This is a genomic window from Fibrobacter sp. UBA3718 (genome assembly GCF_002371935.1).
Taxonomy (GTDB): domain Bacteria; phylum Fibrobacterota; class Fibrobacteria; order Fibrobacterales; family Fibrobacteraceae; genus Fibrobacter.
On sequence record NZ_DFHR01000018.1, the window covers coordinates 129,868 to 149,446 of the forward strand.

At 53.9% G+C, this 19,579-nt stretch carries 14 protein-coding genes; 12 read left to right on the top strand and 2 right to left on the bottom strand.

Features of this window, described 5'->3' with window-relative positions; translation table 11 throughout:
- Nucleotides 1-5: 5 nt before the first annotated feature.
- Entirely contained in the window at nt 6-398 is a 393-nt protein-coding gene (locus B4A77_RS07105) for an NADH-quinone oxidoreductase subunit A (RefSeq protein WP_173382462.1), read from the top strand.
- Between the two features lie 115 nt (nt 399-513).
- Here the strand turns inward: B4A77_RS07105 and B4A77_RS07110 are convergent, their stop codons facing one another.
- Complete coding sequence (locus tag B4A77_RS07110; RefSeq protein WP_173382463.1) at nt 514-1,635, bottom strand: hypothetical protein; 1,122 nt, start codon at nt 1,633-1,635, stop codon at nt 514-516.
- Nucleotides 1,636-1,824: 189 nt separating this feature from the next.
- On the opposite strand from B4A77_RS07110, the gene B4A77_RS07115 reads away from it, so the two are divergent.
- The 6 genes from B4A77_RS07115 (at nt 1,825) to B4A77_RS07140 (ending at nt 12,949) form a co-directional block, all read left to right on the top strand.
- Complete coding sequence (locus tag B4A77_RS07115; protein ID WP_290739538.1) at nt 1,825-3,003, top strand: sialate O-acetylesterase; 1,179 nt, start codon at nt 1,825-1,827, stop codon at nt 3,001-3,003.
- Nucleotides 3,004-3,033: 30 nt separating this feature from the next.
- Nucleotides 3,034-4,863 carry an ATP-binding cassette domain-containing protein gene (locus B4A77_RS07120; protein WP_290739541.1) on the top strand — a complete coding sequence of 610 codons (1,830 nt, stop codon included), beginning with the start codon at nt 3,034-3,036 and terminating at the stop codon, nt 4,861-4,863.
- A 123-nt stretch (nt 4,864-4,986) separates the two neighbouring features.
- Nucleotides 4,987-7,659, top strand: a complete 2,673-nt coding sequence (locus tag B4A77_RS07125) for a cadherin-like domain-containing protein (RefSeq protein ID WP_290739544.1) — start codon at nt 4,987-4,989, stop codon at nt 7,657-7,659.
- A 166-nt stretch (nt 7,660-7,825) separates the two neighbouring features.
- A complete protein-coding gene (locus B4A77_RS07130; protein ID WP_290739547.1) occupies nt 7,826-11,101 on the top strand; it encodes a cellulose binding domain-containing protein in 3,276 nt (1,091 codons plus the stop codon).
- Between the two features lie 68 nt (nt 11,102-11,169).
- Complete coding sequence (locus B4A77_RS07135; protein ID WP_290739550.1) at nt 11,170-12,051, top strand: hypothetical protein; 882 nt, start codon at nt 11,170-11,172, stop codon at nt 12,049-12,051.
- Between the two features lie 16 nt (nt 12,052-12,067).
- Nucleotides 12,068-12,949, top strand: a complete 882-nt coding sequence (locus B4A77_RS07140) for a hypothetical protein (RefSeq protein ID WP_290739553.1) — start codon at nt 12,068-12,070, stop codon at nt 12,947-12,949.
- A 71-nt stretch (nt 12,950-13,020) separates the two neighbouring features.
- Here B4A77_RS07140 and B4A77_RS07145 read toward each other — a convergent pair whose 3' ends face one another.
- Nucleotides 13,021-14,193 (bottom strand): acetate/propionate family kinase, encoded by a 1,173-nt coding sequence (locus tag B4A77_RS07145; RefSeq protein ID WP_290724803.1) that lies wholly within the window; start codon nt 14,191-14,193, stop codon nt 13,021-13,023.
- Between the two features lie 62 nt (nt 14,194-14,255).
- On the opposite strand from B4A77_RS07145, the gene B4A77_RS07150 reads away from it, so the two are divergent.
- The 5 genes from B4A77_RS07150 (at nt 14,256) to B4A77_RS07170 (ending at nt 19,578) form a co-directional block, all read left to right on the top strand.
- Nucleotides 14,256-14,804 (top strand): phosphatase PAP2 family protein, encoded by a 549-nt coding sequence (locus B4A77_RS07150; protein WP_173380863.1) that lies wholly within the window; start codon nt 14,256-14,258, stop codon nt 14,802-14,804.
- Nucleotides 14,804-15,499 carry a histidine phosphatase family protein gene (locus B4A77_RS07155; protein WP_290736717.1) on the top strand — a complete coding sequence of 232 codons (696 nt, stop codon included), beginning with the start codon at nt 14,804-14,806 and terminating at the stop codon, nt 15,497-15,499. The genes B4A77_RS07150 and B4A77_RS07155 overlap by 1 nt, the downstream gene beginning before the upstream one ends.
- Before the next feature lie 169 nt (nt 15,500-15,668).
- Complete coding sequence (locus tag B4A77_RS07160; protein WP_173380865.1) at nt 15,669-17,039, top strand: nucleotide sugar dehydrogenase; 1,371 nt, start codon at nt 15,669-15,671, stop codon at nt 17,037-17,039.
- Nucleotides 17,040-17,060: 21 nt separating this feature from the next.
- The gene (locus B4A77_RS07165) at nt 17,061-18,374 is read left to right on the top strand and encodes a nucleotide sugar dehydrogenase (RefSeq protein WP_173380866.1); all 1,314 of its coding nucleotides are present in this window, start codon (nt 17,061-17,063) and stop codon (nt 18,372-18,374) included.
- Nucleotides 18,375-18,381: 7 nt separating this feature from the next.
- Entirely contained in the window at nt 18,382-19,578 is a 1,197-nt protein-coding gene (locus B4A77_RS07170; RefSeq protein WP_290724814.1) for a glycosyltransferase family 4 protein, read from the top strand.
- The last annotated feature ends 1 nt before the right edge of the window (nt 19,579 follow it).

The following is a 19,579-nucleotide window of genomic DNA, read 5'->3' on the forward strand; positions in this document are numbered from 1 at the left end:
TCACTATGAGTAATGTTGAAGTTTTCGACACGACGTTCGCCATGACCATCCTGGTCATCATGGCCCTCTGCATTCCCGCAATCCTCCTGCTTGCCAACTGGTTTTTGCACCCGGGCAAGATCAAGAACGTGCTTATCAAGGGGTCTGCCTACGAGTGCGGCCTTGCCCATGTCTCGGGTACCGCGAACGAGCGCTATCCCGTGAAATACTACATGGTGGCCATGCTTTTCCTCGTTTTTGACCTGGAAGTGGCGTTCCTCTACCCCTGGACGGTCCAGTTCCTCGCTGGTGGCTGGGAGCTTTTGATCGTGCTCCTCGGGTTCCTGTTCATCCTCGAAGCGGGCTACATCTACCTCTACAAGAAGGGCGTGCTCGACTGGACGAGCATCAAGGACTAGGGTCTTTCAAGCTATTCTATCTCAAAATAAAAAGCGCGGATTCCACCCCGGAGTTCGCGTTTTTCTGTATACAGGTGTCTTCAGGTGCGCGCTTCGCCCCGTGATTTAAATCACCTTAAAACGCTTCGCGGAAGTAGAACGTCATGCCGAGGCTCTTGAAGTCGACCCACGAGAATTCGGCGCGGGCGTAAAGGCGCTCGCTCTTGTTGAGCGCGAACTTGCCGCCGAATCCGACGGAACGGTGCCACTCGTTGCGCAACAGCTGGCTGAAATACGGCCCGACCTTGCCGCCTTCGAAGAAGATGTCGCCCGCAAGCCTCCAGAAGAGTTCCTTGCGGAGTTCCACCTGCATGATGAGTGCCTGGTTGTCGCGGAAATACTTCATCTCCACGCCACGGAATCGCTTGATGCCGTCGGGGCCCGCCATGTACTCGAAGGGGACGTCGCCGTCGGAGCGTTGCCACACGAGGCCTACCGCCATCGAGGTGTTCCAGATGGTCTCGCCGTAGGTGCGCAGGTCAAGTTCCTGGTACGTGAACCCGAAGTCGCCGATGGCGTCGGTGTAGAACCGGTGTTCCCACTGCAGGTACATGCCGTGGCGCGCCCAGTTGGGGTTGTCGCGTGTGTCTACCGTGAGGTGGTACCCGAGGGCGGTGCGCCAGCCGTCCGGGTTTGCTGGGAGCGCGATTTCGCCATCGTATTCCTTGAACTCCATCGTGCTGTGGTTGATGTCGAGCACCATGCCGTAGCGGAAAAACTGGAGTGAAGGCGGAAGCCCGAGGTTCGATTCCACGAGGGCCATGAAGAAGAATGTCTCGCGGTCGAAGCTGATGTAGTCGTCCATGTCGACGTCGTTCCCGATGCCGAAAAAGTGCCCCACCCAGTTCTGGTAGCGGAAGTCGAGCCAGCCCGAGATGCGGTCGTGCGCGAGGTAGAAGTAGGGCGTGGCCGCGAACTGGAACTGCTTGCGCGTGGAACCGTAGGCGGCGATGTCTATCTCCTGCGAGTTGCCGCCCTTGAACGAGGAGGGAATGAAGAAGTTCACCATCGCGCCGTACTGCAGTTCCGTCTCCTCGGTATAGCCGAGTACGGGCACGGCGCTCCACCACTGGAAATGCGATGTGTCGGCAGCGGCGGAGTCGGTGGCTACGTTCGCAGAATCGGCCTGTGCGTACGCGGAGGATATTGCGAGTGCGAGGCCGACTGTAGCGGATATTTTTTTGACGGGGACAATCACGCTAGGCAATTTAGAAAAAAAAGAACCCTGCCCGGGAAAGGGGTCCGTTCCTGTTTTTACAAAATGTCAACATATTTTGTTCGCACTGCATGCGCTTTTTGCGGGAAAAAAGATTAGATTAAGGCATGACGGGTGGAACCCGTATTTTGGGGGAATGGGCGGTTTTGCTGTTTGGTTAAAGGAGTGATAATGAACAAAGTAATTTCTTCGGTGCCCTTGATGGCGCTTGTTTTGTGCATCCTTGCCACGGCCGGTTTTGCGCAGGACCCAAACCTCCACATTTACCTGGCCTACGGGCAGTCCAACATGTCGGGGCAGGCGACCGTTACCGACAAGGACCGCGTTCAGGACCCGCGATTCCTCGTGCTGCGCGCGGCGAACCATTCCAACCAGAAGGTGGGCGAGTTCTACCCGGCGGCACCCCCGATGGGTCACAGCCAGTCCAAGGTGGGCATCGCCGATATATTCGGGCGCACCATGGTGGCTAACCTCCCGGACAGCATCAAGGTAGCGGTGGCGAACGTCGCGATTGGCGGGCAGAGCATAGACCTGTTCGACAAGGACCGCAACAAGGCCTACGTGCAGAACGCGAAGAACAAGGGCGATACCTGGTGGATCCAGTACCTGGACGAATACGGCGGCGACGTGTACAAGCGCATCGTCGAGATGGGCAAGATTGCCAAGCAGAAGGGCGTCATCAAGGGGTTCCTTTTCCACCAGGGAGAAGCCGACTACCAGATGAACGACTGGCCCAAGCGCGTGAAGAAGGTGTACGACGACCTGATTGCCGAACTGGAACTCGACCCGGAAAAGACCCCGATACTCATTGGCGAACTTGCGCCCACGGGCGATTTGGGCTGGCGTAACGATGCCGTGAAGCAGGCGGCGGACCTTATCCCGAACGGCCACCTGATTTCGGCGCAGGGCTGCCCCGCACTGAAGGAGGCGAGCTACACGCTGCACTTCACTCGCGAAGGCTACGAGACGTTCGGCAAGCGCTACGCCGAGACGATGCTCGAGATTCTCAAGTCGCAGGAGCCGCCTCCGGACACGAGTTCTGCCGACACCACGGTTGCCGATACTTCTGCACAGGATACGATGACGAACGATTCCATTCCGGACTTTGTGCGCGGTATGGGAATGCCCCACGGCATCGCGATGCATGTTTCGGGAAGGTTCCTTGCGGTTTCCGGTGCTCCGGTGGATGCCCGTGTTAAGTTGTTTGATATACAGGGCAACTTGCTCGGTGTGCTCGGCGCGCAGGGTGGCTCCATGCCGCAAATCCGTGCGGGTCGCATCCTTGCCATTGTCGAAAGCGCTTCGGGCATGCGCCTTATGACCAGGATGTTCAATATTACCGGATTGTAGGCGTCCCCATTTTTCTAAATTATAGTGCAGATGCCAATCCTGTCTGCACAGAATATCTCCCTGCGGTTTAGCGGCCCTCCGCTTCTTGACAACGCCTCGTTTGATATCGAGGCGGGCGACCGCATTTGTCTCGTGGGCCGTAACGGCGAAGGCAAGAGTACGCTGCTCAAGATAATCCAGGGCGAGATGGGCATGGACTCGGGCGAAATCGTGAAGCGCACCGGCCTGAAGGTCTCGCGCATGGTGCAGGAAATCCCCGCCCACATGGAAGGCACGGTGCGCGACGTGGTGATGGGCCACATTGCGCAGGACGGCCACCACGATGCCCACGCCGAGGCGATCCTCGGCAAGACGGGCATCGCGGCCGACGCTTTGTTCGACGGGCTTTCCGGCGGACAGAAGCGTCGCGTGCTGTTCGCACGGGCCGTCGCCGAGAATCCGGACTTGCTTTTGCTCGATGAACCCACGAACCACCTGGATATTCCTGCCATCCAGTGGCTGGAGGGTATCGTTTCGCGTTTGGAATGTGCGGTGCTTTTCGTGAGCCACGACCGCGCCTTCGTGCGGCGTGTGGCGACCCGCATCTTCGAACTCGACCGCGGGCGTGTCCGCACGTGGAATTATCCGTACGACAAGTTCGTGCAGTTCAGGGACCAGGCACTCGCCGAAGAGGAGAAGGCGAACAGGCTCTTTGACAAGCGGCTCGCCGAAGAGGAAGTCTGGATCCGCAAGGGAATCCAGGCGCGCCGTACCAGGAACGAGGGACGCGTGCGTGCGCTCATCAAGATGCGGCAGGAACGTGCGGAAAGGCGCACGCGGACCGGATCGGTGAACATGCAGATTACCGAGGCCGAGCGCTCCGGCCGCCTCGTGGCCCGCCTCACCGACGTGAGCTTTGCCTACGAGGGCGCCCCGCTGATATCGCATTTCAGTACCGAGGTCTCCCGCGGGGACCGCATCGGCATCGTGGGCCCGAACGGTTCCGGCAAGACGACGCTGCTCAAGCTTATCCTCGGCGAGATCCAGCCCGACGAGGGCGAAGTCCGGCTGGGGACGAACCTGCAGATTGCCTACTTCGACCAGATGCGCACCCGCCTGCGCGAAGACAAGAGCCTTGTCGAGAATGTAGGTGACGGCCAGGCCTATATCACGCTCAACGGTGTCCGGCGCCATGTGTTAAGTTATCTGCAGGACTTCCTGTTTTCGGCGGAACGCGCCCGCGGGCCCATCAGTGCCTTGAGCGGCGGCGAAAGGAATCGCCTGCTGCTCGCCTGCCTGTTCAGCCACCCGAGCAACGTGCTCGTGCTCGACGAGCCCACGAACGACCTCGACATGGAAACGCTCGACCTCCTGGCCGAACTTCTGGCCGATTTCAACGGCACGGTTATCGTCGTAAGCCACGACAGGGCCTTCCTGGATTCCGTCGCTACGGGTATTTTTGCCATAGAAGACGGCGGAAACGTGTTTGAAGCAGTCGGCGGCTATACGGATTATGAAAATAATCGCAAAATTCGTGAAAAAGAAGCGGCAAATGCGGCGAGAATAGCCGAAGAAAAGACAAATTTGCAGAAATCCGGAATGCAAACGGGCGCAAATAAAGGTCAAAGTGCGCAGGTTTCGTCGATTCAGACGAAAAAGAAGAAGCGTTCCTATAACGAAGAACGTGAATATGCGTCACTTCCGGACAAAATTGAGAAGCTGGAATCCGAAATTGCCGGTTTTCAGACGGAACTTTCGAAACCGGAAGTCTATACCGATGCAAAACGTATCGTAGAACTGCAAAAAGAGATTGCGACCCGAGAGTCGGAACTCGAAAAGGCCTACGAACGCTACGAAGAACTGGATTTGCTCGGCGGCTAGCCTATTTTGGACGAAATGTCTATGGAATCCGGCAAAAAACCGGGGTTTCGCTGTTGCAAAAAGCAAGCGGATTGTTTATTTTATTATTACATTACTCTTCATAACCTTTTGGTAGGAGGCTTTATGAACGTGAAGAATTCTGCATTGGCTCTGGCGCTTTTGGGTAGCGCCGCCATGGCCGCAACGGCGACAGTCTGGACGGAAGATGGTCCGGGTACAATGGCCCCGGCCTCCTGGTATACCTATACGAGCGGGACGGGTGCCTCGGTCGATACGACGACAACGGCGGACAATGTCAAGGTGGCTACATTCAGTGTGACACCGGGCAAGACAGAGAACAGCGCTGGCCTTGGCCTCACCTGGAAACAGGATCCCGACAATGGCTACAAGGATGTTCCCGTTTCGCTTGCGAACTACAAGGGCGTCTGCTTCACCTATAGGGCGACCGCTCCCTTCCGCATGGACTTCAAGCAGTCCACCATCACGGACTACAACTACTATGGAGCGGAACTCGCCGCGGGTGCCAAGCGGACCTTCGTCACGTTCAGCAGCCTGAAGCAGGGATGGACTTCCAAGACGACTGTCGCCTGGAATGCGAACTCGCAGACAGGTGTCCAGTTTGCCTACAAGAACACCCACGCGACTACGGCTGTCAACACCAACACGGTCGAAATCGTGAGCTTCATCCTGGCCGACGAGTGCGTGAACCACGCCCCGAACCTAGTCGACGGCGTTTCCGCTGCCGTTACCAAGGACCTCTACGAAGGTGATACGCTCCAGGTCGCTTTCAAGGAAATCTTCGAGGATGCCGACGGCGACGACCTGAACATCACGATGGCCCTCTCCGGCTATGCGCAAGATCTCGTGGGCTCGAAGAGCTACTCCATGAGCGATATCGCAAAGATCAAGAGCAAGGCGAACCCGATCGACAGCACGGAAGCCACGGCGACCTTCACCGCCAAGGATCCGGCAGGCAAATCCGTCACCTACACCGTCAAGCTTAACCTCATCGACCGCAAGAACGCGCCGGTGGCCGTAGACGACAACTACGAAATGAACGAGGACGAGACTCTCACGGTCAAGGACAGGGATGTCATGGCCAACGACTACGATGCCGATGACAACGGCTTCACGGCGACTGTCAAGGACGAACCGTCCCATGGAACGCTCGGATCGTTCAACGGTCTGACGGGCAAGTTCTCCTATACCCCCAACGCCGACTTCTACGGAACGGACTCCTTCACCTACACGATTACCGACGATGGCGGCCTGGAAAGCGAACCGGCGACCGTCACCATCACTGTCAAGAACGTGAACGACCCGGCGACCCTCTCCATCACCGATTCGCTGTTCTACATAGACGATTACACTGGCGACGCGAACAAGTTTTCCGACGGCATCGCCCTAAAGGAAGACTTTGCCGAATTCGACCTGTTCATCCCCACCGCCGACATCGTGTTCACCGACCCTGACGTGGTTGGCGCTGAATTCAACGTCCTCGCGAGAAGCACGAAGGGCAGCGTCGAGACCCTCCTGAAGAAGCGCGGCGGCTACTACATCGTCTCCGTATCCCCGGTTGCCGATGCGTACGGCGAGGACGCCATCCAGCTGTTCATCATCGATGACAAGGATACCGTGGGATTCTCCATCCCGCTCACGATTGAAGCCGTGGCCGACAAGCCCAAGGCGGTGGACGATACCTACTCCGTCCTCCAGGATACCGTGACTGTCGTTTCGGCCGCGAAGGGCGTGCTCAAGAACGACCTGAACCCCGATGATGCCGCATCCGCGCTGAAGGCCTTCCTTTCGACGGATGCTTCGCATGGCAAGGTCACTCTCGATACGACGGGTGCCTTCCGCTATGAAGTGGGCGCCTACGAGGGAGAGGATTCCTTCACCTACTTCATCGTCAATGCCGAAGGCGATACGTCGGATGTGGCTACGGTGACGCTGGATGTCGCCTACAGGAACCGTGCCCCGCAGGTTGTCGCTGGAATTGCGGATTCCCTCAAGGCGCGCTTTGCCGACCTCAAGGAAGATTTTACTAGCCAGTTCTCGTACACCCTCATGGAAATGAAGGGCTGGTTTGCCGATCCCGACGGTGATGCCTTCGATGTGACAGTCGCGAATCCCGACAGCATCCTGCATGTGGAGGTGAATACCTCGAAGATGACCGTCAAGTCCGTGAAGGACGCCTGTGGCGATGCTACACTCGTCGTGACCGCTACGGACAAGAACAAGAATTCGACGGCCCTCCAGATTCCGGTTCCGGTTGCCTGCGTCAACGACAGGCCGACGCGCTACGGCCTGAAGGATACGGTCTATGTCCCGATTTCCGGCTGGCAGAAGGTGTTCTATGTGTTCGATCTCTTCGAAGACGTGGACGATTCGGTGCTGGTCATGAAAACGACGAAAGTCCATCCGTTCCTGTTCGCAGAAATTGTCGGCGACTCCCTGTATGTCAGGCTGATCGAAGAACGCCTGGCGCTTCAGTATAACGTTGCTTACGAAGTCAGGGTGACGGCAACGGATGAAGCGGGCGAAACTTCCCCTGCGAAGGAGCTGGTGTTCGTCTCCAATCCGACTCCGATACCTGTTGTCGCGAATGCGCCCAAGGCCGGTTGGCAAGGTGCCGTCGCTGCCGACCATGGCATGGCAGTCATGTTCGACATGCAGGGCCGCGTGATGTGGCAGCATAGGCTCCCGGTAAGCGAAGACGCCGTGCGTAACGCCGCCGCTCAGGTGCAGGGCCGCAAGATCCTGATGGTCAACAGGCAGACCTGGACGATTAAGTAATACGCTCCCGTGTCATTCCCGCGAAGGCGGGAATTTCTTATAAAATTGAAGGCCCCGCAGATTGCGGGGCCTTTGCTGTATTTGTAGAAATTATATAAAATGTTAGTTGTCTTTTTTTTAATAAATTAATATATTAATGCTTGTGATAAAATAACCCTCTTGAAGTATGATGAGAAAAACTATCGCTATTTTTGCCCTTGCTTTGGTGAACCAATCGTTCGCCCTTTCAGTCGATTTTCGTGATGAGCAACAGAATAATAGTGCAATCGTCGGCATTCGAATTAGAATCAACAACGACACCAATGTCCCCATTACGAACGCAAAAATTCGTTATTACTTCCATCGGTCATCAAGCCCTTATAAAGTCGAGTGCTACTATTTAGCTGGTGCAACGATGAATGTCACGAACGTGAACAATGAACTTGCTTTCATAGAACTTGACATTCCCTCTATCCCCCAAGGTCATTATCCGGATATGGCTGGGTTTAGCTTGGCCTTGCATCATGAAAATTGGACGCCATGGGATAAAGATGCTGATTACAGCTATTCAGCCACATCAATATTTACAGAAAACTCGAAAATAGTATTATTTTCAAACGATGAAATTGTATTAGGAGAAGCTCCTGCTACGGAACAGCGGCAAAATTCTGACAAGATTGCATTTTCAGGCCTCCGTTTTTCAGAAAGCCCCTGGATCGAAATAAAGAATATTGGATTGACCGGAGTCAATTTGTCAAATTACACTCTTGTTGGATTGGATGATTCTGCCTATGCGTTAGGAGATGATTCTCTCGGCGTTGGCGAAGTCCTTCGCATCTGCAAGAATCAGGTTGACTGCGACGGCATTGCCAACTCGTTAATTCTAACAGACGCCAATTGGACGGATAAAGGAGAGGCGTTTTTAAGAAAAGATTCTTCCATGGTCTCGTATATGGCATGGGGAGAAGCGGGCGTGCATGCCGCAGAGGCGCAAGAAATGGGACTATGGAAAAATTCATCGGCCTATTTCCCTTCCGAAATAGCGATAGATGATTTTGATGTAAGCTACATAAAAAACAGATTCTTTCGTTTGATGCCAAACAAGGATGCGTCCGATATCGGCAATTGGTTTAGTTTCTCCAGCAATGACAATCCCGCCATAATCGCTCCCATCCCCTTGCCTATAAAGCGAACTGCAAACAAGCCCGTTATCAGACGAATCCCTGGAGAACCAGACATCCTTTTCAGCTGGACTCCCGTGGATGGAATTGACGAGTACAGGTTCATTCTTCGCGACCAGAATCAGAACGTCGTAGTTGATCAAATAACTGCAATGACATCGCTAAAAATCCCGCTTGCGCAAGGGAATTATTCCTGGACCGTATTGGGTAGAGACGAATTTAGTGATTCAATCTATTATGTGACTGATAATGGGGATAGTGTCATGCAGATTTACGAAAACATCGGCATCGAAGATGCAAATATCAATACGGACATATACAAGCAACTCCAGATACAACGACTAGCGGCACGGCGCGATACCAGAATGTTGAATCTTGGCTATATGGGAGAATCCTACAAATACTCATGGGATAGGCCGAATTTGGAGGCTACAAGCTACGAACCGCATGAAAATTCAAGATGCTGGGCTGTTGCGATTGAGGTCATGAACCACTATTATGGCGGGAACCTGACACAAGATGAAATCGTATACAGGGCGAAATTCAAAGAGAACGATCCGCTGCTGTCTCCTTTCTATAGGGATGCAGGTGTGATGAAAATTGATTCCGCTACAGGAGCGCTTGTCGGCAGCACATCAGAAACCCTAAAATGGGCGTTGCGTGTAAAATCATTAAACTATCAAGAAGGGGCTCCTTCCTATGCAACGGTCAAGAATGCAATAGACGATGAAAAGCTTGTTTTTATTGGCGTTCATGAACACAATATGGTAATCTACGGATATGTAGGCGACGCTAGCGATTATGCGTTTTACTACGCCTTTATAGATAATGATGGGAATGTCGGCAATTCTTTGTTCTATGACAAACCAATTTTAAAATATGCAATTCCGGATGTTGTATACGGCAATGTCGAAATGAGCGACATCCGTGTCCATAGGGATTCCGACAATGATGGGATAACCGACTTCGAAGAGGAGGAAAGGTTCCATACAAAACCCCTTCTTGTTGATTCAGATAACGACGGCATAGAGGACAAACGCGAGATATACAATTACACCGCCTGGAAAATGTCTGGGAACGTGACTTGTTTGACCAATCCGTACCCCTCCACTGTAAGAGCAAGCGATGGAAAATATTACAAAAATCCATTATACGAGGCTTTCGATAAAATATATTGTGAGGCGGATCGCAATGAGAACAATGTTTTTGCAGAAAATGACTCCGACAACGATGGCGACGGCATAGAGGATGGACTTAAGGGGGGTGACTATGTCATCAGCATGGATGTCCCGGAAGACTACACAATATTTGGACGCGAATATGTAATGATAAACGATGGCGTAAAGTGCTACAACACAACAGCAGAAAATGACAACTACTGCAGCATAGCATCATCAGACGAGAACATTTTCTCATACGATATTTCATACGCCCCCATTAGTATCGGAGCCCGAGCACATGTCGGAAGAATCGACGTCAGAAAACAGGGCAATCAACAAAAGGGGCCAGGAATAACGTCGAAGCCTGTAATACGGAATTCTGCGGTAATCCACGACAATCTAAACCTATACGCAATACCCGATAATTGGAAGGAATTAACAAGGCTCATGGCCGAACTTGGGGACCGGGACGCTGCGAATGCAGCATACCTGCAATCGTTTGAATTTTCGGACTATATTTCGATGCAACAAAACGCCTCAATCGAAGGTCGTATTGACCTATTGTACTTAAATAATTGGAAAAAAGACTATACATACGGGTTTGGTTGTGACATGCCTCAAATACCTGAAAACCGAGGCAAGATTGTGCGTGGAGGAGAAACATACCACCTTTCTGACGGAGATGCTTTCAGTACGCTGCGTGTGGAATCAGGCGCAACGTTGATTATAGAACCTGGAGAAATGTTTGTCGACAAGCTACTGCAGATTGAACCCAATGCGACGGTTCGCTTTGCTGAGCCCGGAAAAAGAACAATTCTCCACACAAATGGGGATATCATTTGGAGACCCTACAACAGCGAAGATGTAAGCAATATTCAGTATTGGGCCAACGTAGCAAGAGGCTTTATGCTCGCGCATCACTCTTCGCGACGGTTCTACATTGAGGGTCTATGGGCGGGTTCGATATTTGCGCCGAAGGCCAAGGTAATCCTGGGACAAGTGAACAAAACTATTTATGGTCGTGTGCTCGCACGAAGTGTTGTTGTTCACCAGTTTGCCAAGGTTTTTAGGGTCGATTTTGATCCTGTCGATGATACGCAAGTCGTTTACACCATTCTTTAGCCAAAGACCTATTGCACAAATAGATTAATTTATTTAGATTATGTTTAGGGAAAGAAAGGAGGTTCAGAATGAAAAGACTCATGTTCTTGACGGGAGCGTTGTCGCTCGCCCTGCTCGCCTGCTCGGGAGACGATGTTTCCGGGACATCCGACAGCCTGGAATCTTCGGCTGCAGAAAACGAATCGTCGTCAAGCCTTCTTGTTGAAGAATCAAGTTCCTCGCTTGAGGCATCATCCTCATCTATGCAGGAATCGTCGTCAAGCGCCGATTTCGCACTCTGCAAAGTTAGGGGTGATTGGGGTTCGCGTGGCGGATGTGCAGAAACTCCGCCTAGTGGTCACGGAGACCTATGGTCTACAGGCAATCTTAAGGTAAAAACAGCTTCTCTTATTGACCCTGCCTCTTTGGGTGACGGGGCAGGAGAGTTCTTTTTTGAAACGGATTCTGCAGAAGGCGGCGGTTCGGAAATAATTTGGAGTGACAATCATTATGTTTTGCCTGAATTTACAGGATTGCTTTTGGCCAACATTCATCTGGTTACAGGAACCCTTCCGTACAATCCTTTCTGCAATATAGGCTTCAATGTGGCGGGCTTCGATTCCAGCGGCAATGCGATATCCGCAGATGTTTCTGACTGGAACGGAATATGCGTCCTTTACGAAGGTTCTATCAGTCCGACCATACAGTTAGATTTAGGCGATTCCCTCAACCAAAAGATGGGCCACTCCTTGCCGTCTGTAAAAATGGTCTCGCAAAAGGAACCCCAATGCTACGAATGGAGCCAATTTAAACAATCCGACCTTAAAGAAGGATACGAGGCTATTTCGGGAGAGGAAGCGGCAAAGAAGGTAGTTAGAATCGTATTCCATTTTCAAGAAAAACCGAATGAAGAACTAAACGGGTACGATTTAGTCGAGTTTATTGCCATCGGCACCAATCGGGATGAATAAAGAAAAAAGGCTTGAAATGAAAAGACTCATGTTCTTGACGGGAGCGTTGTCGCTCGCCCTGCTCGCCTGCTCGGGAGACGATGTTTCCGGGACATCCGACAACCCGGAATCTTCGGCTGCAGAAAACGAATCGTCATCAAGCCTTCTTGTTGAAGAATCAAGTTCCTCGCTTGAGGCGTCATCCTCATCTATGCAGGAATCATCGTCAAGTGCTTTCCATGCCCTGTGCAAGGTGAGCGGTGATTGGGGATCGCGTGGCGGATGTGCGGAAACTCCGCCTAGTGGTCACGGAGACCTATGGTCTACAGGCAATCTTAAGGTAAAAACAGCTTCTCTTATTGATCCAGCCTCTTTGGGTGATAGGGCAGGAGAGTTCTTTTTTGAAACGGATTCTGCAGAAGGCGGCGGTTCGGAAATAATTTGGAAGGAACGGATTTTCGTTATACCTGAATTTAAAGGACTTCTTGAAGTTGGCATTCATTTGGTTACAGGAAACCTTCCGTACAATCCTTTTTGCAATATAGGCTTCAATGTGGCGGGATTTGATTCCAGCGGCAATGCGATATCCGCAGATGTTTCTGACTGGAACGGAATATGCGTCCTTTACGAAGGTTCTATCAGTCCGACCATACAGTTAGATTTAGGCGATTCCCTCAACCAAAAGATGGGCCACTCCTTGCCGTCTGTAAAAATGGTCTCGCAAAAGGAACCCCAATGCTACGAATGGAGCCAATTTAAACAACCCAATCTTGAAGAAGGATACGAGGCTATTTCGGGGGAAGAAGCTGCAAAGAAAGTAGTCAGAATCGTATTCCATTTTCAAGAACAGCCGAATGAAGAATTTGATGGATATGAGGATATCGAGTTTATTGCCATCGGCACCAATCGGGATGAATAAATAGAAGCGAAAAGAGGCCCCGCGGATTGCGGGGCCTTTGCTGTATTCAAGAACCAGATGGGGCTTCGCGACTACTTCACCAGTGCTTCGGTGTCGAGGGCGATGAGAAGTTCCTCGTTCGTCGCAACAACCATCGCGGTCGGGGTGCCGTCCTTGCTAATGATGTGGCCGGATTCCTTGCCGTTCTTTTCGTTGCGGGCTTCGTCGATCTGGTAGCCGAGAATCTTGAGGTTGTCCATCGCCATCTTGCGGACAAGCTTGCTGTTCTCGCCGATGCCGCCGGTGAACACGAGCGCGTCGATGCGCGGGAGTGCCATGGCGATGCCACCGATTTCGCGGGTGAGCCTGTAGGCGAACGTTTCGAGGGCAATCTGTGCGCCCACATGGCCTTCGCTTGCGGCCTGCGTCAGGGTGCGCATGTCGTTAGAAAGTCCGGAGAGGCCGAGCAGGCCCGATTCCTTGTTCACGAGCTTGTCGAGGCGGTCGATGTCGTAGCCGTATTTTTTGCTGATGAAGAAGAGGATGGCCGGGTCGAGGCTGCCGGAGCGGGTGCCCATGATGAGGCCCTCGAGCGGAGTGAAGCCCATGGTGGTATCAACGCACTGGCCGTTCAGGATGGCAGAGCAGCTGGAACCGTTACCGAGGTGGGCCGTGATGAGGCAGACTTCTTCGGGCTTCTTGCCCAAAATCTTGGCGGCCTCGCCGGTCACGAAGCGGTGGCTCGTACCGTGTGCGCCGTAACGGCGGATCTTGTCTTCTTCGTAGAACTTGTAGGGGATGCCGTAGAGGTAGGCCTTGCGCGGCATGGTCTGGTGGAAGGCGGTGTCGAACACGGCGACCTGCGGGAGGCCCGGGAAGAACTTGGTGGCGCATTCCATGCCGGTGGCGTGCGCGGGTTCGTGCAGCGGGGCGAACAGCGTGATGCTGCGGATGTAGTCAATGACTTCCTGCGTGACGCGCTCGCTCTTGACGTACTTGCCGCCGTGCACCACGCGGTGGCCGATGGCTTCAATCGTGTCGGTGAGCTTCTGTTCGGCGAGGAACTTCTGTACCTCGGCGACGGCTTCGGCGTGGGTCGGGCAGTCGAAATTGAAGTCGATGTTGCCTTCGGGGCCCTTGGCCTTGACGTGGCCGTTCACGCCGATATTTTCGACGAGGCCGCTGGCGATGGACTGTTTGGTCTGGGTGTCGATAACGGCGAACTTGACCGAGGAGCTGCCGCAATTAAGAACGAGTACGCGCATAATGCTTCCTTTATAATTTAACTCGCAAAAAAATAGGAATTTTATTAACTACATTTGTGGCGATGTTCAAGAGAATAGCAGAATTTGACAATCGCGTGTCGGAGTACTGGACGAACCACCATTTTTCCGGACGTGCGAACAGAATCCTCAGGTTCTACGTGCGCCTGGGGGACGGCTATATCTGGGCCCTGTTCATTGCGTTCCTTTTCTGGAGGGTCGGGCTCGACAATTTTCTGCCGATTCTTTGGCATGCGCTGACGGCTCTTGCGATAAGCCTGCTTGGCTACTGGGTGATAAAGCTTTGGATAAAGCGTCCGCGCCCGTTTGACGCCAATCCGGCAATCAAGGCGGAGGTCCCGCCGCTCGACAAGTACAGCTTCCCGTCGGGGCACACGATGAACAACCTCGCGGTCGCATCGGCGGTGTTCTATAGCGTCCCGCAATATGGCTGGGTGATGGTCCTCTTGCCCCTCACGTGGGGACTCTTGCGCGTGTATTTTGGCGTCCACTGGCTTTCGGATGTGGTGGGTGGATTCCTGCTCGGCATTTTGAGCTATGTCATCGGACACGCGATATGGATCCTGGTGACTGCGACTTTCGGAATCGGCTGATGGATTTTGTTCTGGCTCCGGAATTCTTTTCTGCCATTGCATCCGATGAACGCGTTTTCCTTTTGATTCGCCACGGGGAGCGTCGGCATATTACGCCTGACGACCCGGATTTCGGGGCGCACGTGGGGCTCACGGAAAGGGGCCGCGAACAGGCTTTGACACTTGGCAGATGCATCCCTGCGGAAGGCGGGATGTCGCTTTTCTCGAGTCCGGTCGGACGTTGCATGGAAACTGCCGGATTTATAGAAAGGGGCCGGACGGCTGCACTCGGCATACAGGTCCCGAAAGAACCGGTTGTAGAACCGCTCGACTGCCTGGCGGAATACTTTGTCCAAAATTACGACGAGTACCTGAATGTGCTGCGTGCCGGTTTCTACGAGGGCATCTGCGAGTGGCTTGCTAGCGAGACTGCGGGTAGGCCACGCGGCGACAAAGAAGCGTTCGCGCCGCTGTCTGCCCGTTCCGAAGAGATGCTTTCGATGATGCTCGAAAAGGGGAATGCCCGTTTCAACATCTTCGCGACGCACGACGCCTGGGTGGTTCCGTGTCTCACGCATTTCTGCAAGATGCGCTTCACGCCGCAGCGCTGGATGAACTACCTCACCGGGATGGCTGTCGTGACGGATTCGCTTAAGGCTGTCCGCCGCATCGTCCCTGTGACGGCGCTTGAAAACGGCTGGCTGGAATTTACGTAAGGCGGGCCGTTACGAAGCGCTGAATTGAAGTTTTTGCGCATTCTTTCACAATTTTATAAAGAAAAGTATGCTCTCTTGTGCAGTTCTTGCGCGCTCTAGTGTCGGCTTTGTGTGAGCGATTTAACATGCGGATTTGCGGGGGGCGGCTTTATTTCTATTTTTACACATCATGAACTACAATACCAAGATTCTTTGCATTGGCGCGGGCTATGTCGGCGGCCCCACTATGACTGTTATTGCCGACAAGTGCCCCGATGTTAAAGTGACCGTAGTCGATATCAACCAGGCCCGTATCGACGCCTGGAACAGCGACAACCTTCCGATTTTTGAACCCGGCCTCGACGACGTGGTGAAGCGTGCCCGCGGCCGTAACCTCTTCTTCAGCACGGACATCCCGGCTGCGATTAAGGAAGCGGACATCATTTTCGTTTCCGTGAACACCCCGACCAAGACGTTTGGCCATGGCGCCGGCAAGGCTTCCGACCTGCAGTACTGGGAAAAGACCGCACGCAACATCCTGGAAATTGCCGACGAAGGCAAGATTATCGTGGAAAAGTCGACACTTCCCGTGCGTACCGCCGCCGCGATGGAACGCATCCTGAATTCTAACGACAAGGGCCTGCATTTCGAAGTGCTCTCTAACCCCGAGTTCCTCGCTGAAGGCACCGCCATCAACGACCTGTTTGAGCCCGATCGGGTGCTCATTGGCTCCCACCAGACGGAATCGGGCCTCGCCGCCTGCCAGAAGCTGGTGGATGTGTATGCCCACTGGGTGCCGCGTGACCGCATCCTCACGACGAACCTCTGGAGTTCCGAGCTCACGAAGCTCACCGCGAACGCCTTCCTGGCACAGCGCATCAGCTCCATCAACTCCATCAGTGCCCTCTGCGAAAAGACCGGCGCCGACGTGGACGAAGTTGCCTACGTGATGGGTAAGGACCGCCGTATCGGCCCGAAGTTCCTCAAGGCCTCTATCGGCTTTGGCGGTAGCTGCTTCAAGAAGGATATTTTGAACCTCGTGTACCTGTGTGGCTACTACGGCCTCCCCGAAGTCGCCGCCTACTGGGAAAGCGTCGTGAAGATCAACGAGTGGCAAACCCACCGCGTGGTGGACCGCATGCTCGAGACCATGTTCAACACGATTGCAGGGAAGAAGATTGCCGTGTTCGGTTTTGCCTTCAAGGCGAACACTGGCGATACCCGCGAAAGCCCCGCGAACCTCGTTGTCCGCGACCTGCTTGCCGAACATGCACAGCCGGTCGTGACCGACCCGAAGGCTATTCCCGATGCGAAGCGCGACCTGAAGGACGTGATTGAACAGGTTGAGTTCGAGGAAGACCCCTACAAGGCTGCCGAGGGCGCACACGCCGTGGTTGTGTGCACCGAATGGAAGTGCTTTGCCGAACTTGACTGGAACCGCATCTACAAGGGCATGGCGAAGCCCGCTTTCGTGTTTGACGGCCGCAATATCCTGGATGCCGACGCCCTCCGCAAGATCGGCTTTGAAGTGTCCAGCATCGGCAAGGGCAAGGCGGAATAGTTTTTAACCGGGACGACTGGTATGGCTTCTATTAGTGTTTTTGGGTTGGGATACGTTGGATGCGTAGGTATTGCCTGTTTGGCCAAGCTCGGCCATCGCGTCATTGGCTGTGACGTGGACTTCAACAAGGTCTCGCGAATCGCCATGGGACTTCCGACGATTGTCGAACGCGATATCGACGAAGTGATGATGGAAGGCTTCAAGGCCGGACTCATCTCGGCGACGTCTTCTGCCGAGGAAGCCGTGCTCAAGTCCGAAATCTCGTTCCTTTGTGTCGGCACTCCGAATGCTTCGGATGGCCGCCTGGATACGTCGTTCCTTGTTTCGGCGGTTCGTTCCATTGCGAACGCGATCCGCTCCAAGTCGACGTTCCATATCGTGGTTATCCGCAGTACGGTCCCTCCCGGAACGAACGCCATGGTGAGCGAGATTATCGAGAAGGTTTCGGGCAAGCGTGACGGCATCAACTTTACGGTCGTCTCCAACCCGGAGTTCCTGCGCGAAGGCATGGCCGTCGCGGACTTCTTGAACCCGCCCCTCACGGTTATCGGCAGTCTTCACCGTCGCGCCCTCAACAAGCTCAAGGAACTCTATTCCGGCCTCGGCAGCGAGATCGTGGAAGTCGACCCGAAGGTCGCCGAGATCATCAAGTTTGTCAACAATTCCTACCATGCGCTCAAGGTCGCTTTCGGTAACGAGATTGGCGCTATCTGCAAGAAGCTCGATATCGACAGCCACCAGGTGATGGACCTGTTCTGCAAGGATACGCAGCTCAATATCTCTCCGTACTACTTCAAGCCGGGCTTCGCCTATGGCGGCTCGTGCCTTCCGAAGGATTTGCGCGGACTGAACTTCCTTGCCGAATCGAACCAGGTGGAAGTGCCTATCCTCGGTTCTATCGAGAACAGCAACAACCTCCACATCCAGCGCGTGCTGGAACGCGTGCAGCAGATTGGCGTGCGCTCCGTGGGTATCGTGGGTCTCACCTTCAAGGCAGGGACCGATGACCTCCGCAATTCGGCCGCCATACGCCTGGCAGAAGCGGTGCTCGGTAAGGGCTGTGCGCTCCGCATCTATGACCGCTACTTGAATATCGCGCGCGAGAAGGAAACGAATTTGAAGGAACTGAACCATCGCATTCCGCATTTGCTTCCGCTTCTGGACAAGGACGTAGAATCGGTGGTGAGCAAGGTCTCTCTCGTGATCGTGACTGTCAAGAATCCCGAAATACCAGATTTGATCCGCAAGTATCCGGAAATCCATTTCCTGGATTTGGTCCGCTTGAAGGATTCGTCCGTGGAAACGCTCCCGAACTACGAAGGATTCTGCTGGTAATAGTGTCATGGAACTTGCGAATAAAAAAGTCTGTATCGTTGTCGAAAACCTACCCGTTCCGTTTGACCGCCGCGTGTGGCAGGAGTCGCTCGCCCTGAAAGAGGCGGGTGCCGAAGTGACGGTCATCTGCCCTCAGACGAAGACCTACCCGTTGGAATATGAGGAACTCGAAGGCATCAGGATTTATCGTCATCCGTTGCCGGAGGCGAACCGTTCCATCGAGTATATCAAGGAATACCTCGGGGCGCTCTATCACGAAACCCGCCTCCTGTTCAAGGTGTTCCGCAAGCAGGGCGTACAGGACGTAATCCATGCCTGCAACCCGCCCGACCTGATTTTCATTGCGGCGGCCCCGTTCTTCTTCTTTACGCGCTGCCGGTTCCTTTTCGACCACCACGACATCAACCCGGAACTCTGGATTGCGAAATTCGGCAAGAAGGGGCTGGGCTACAAGGCGATGCTCTTGGTGGAACGCCTCACGTACCACTTTGCAAGGCATGCCATCGTGACGAACGAATCCTACAAGGAAATCGCCATGCGCCGCGGGCACAAGCGCGAAGAGGATGTGACCATCGTGCGTAGCGGCCCGAATATTTCGAAGCTGAAGGTGGGCCCGGCGAAACCCGAAGTCAAGAAGGGCTTCAAGCACTTGGTGGGCTATATTGGCGTGATGGGCAAGCAGGAAGGTATCGACCTGTTGCTGCAATCCGTCGACTACATCGTGAACAGGAAGGGCCGCAAGGATATCCGCTTCTGCATCATGGGCGGAGGCCCCGCGCTTGACGAGTTGCGCGAGATGAACGAGAAGATGGGGCTTACGGACTATGTGGAGTTCCCGGGGCGTGTGTCGGACGAATATCTGGCCGATGTGCTCAATACCGCCGATGTTTGCGTGAATCCCGACTTGCCATCCGAAATGAACGACAAGTCCACCATGAACAAGATCATGGAATACATGGCGTTCGGGAAGCCCATCGTGCAGTTCACGCTCAAGGAAGGGAAGTTCAGTGCCCAGGAAGCCTCGCTCTATGCGAAGAATACTGACACGGACGACTTTGCCGAAAAGATCCTGTGGCTGCTCGAAAATCCGGAGAAGGCTTCCGAGATGGGCAAGTTTGGCCGCGAGCGCGTGGTGAACGAACTCAGCTGGGATTTCGAGAAGCCGAAGCTGATCGGTGCCTACAAGAAGCTGCTCGGGCTGTAGT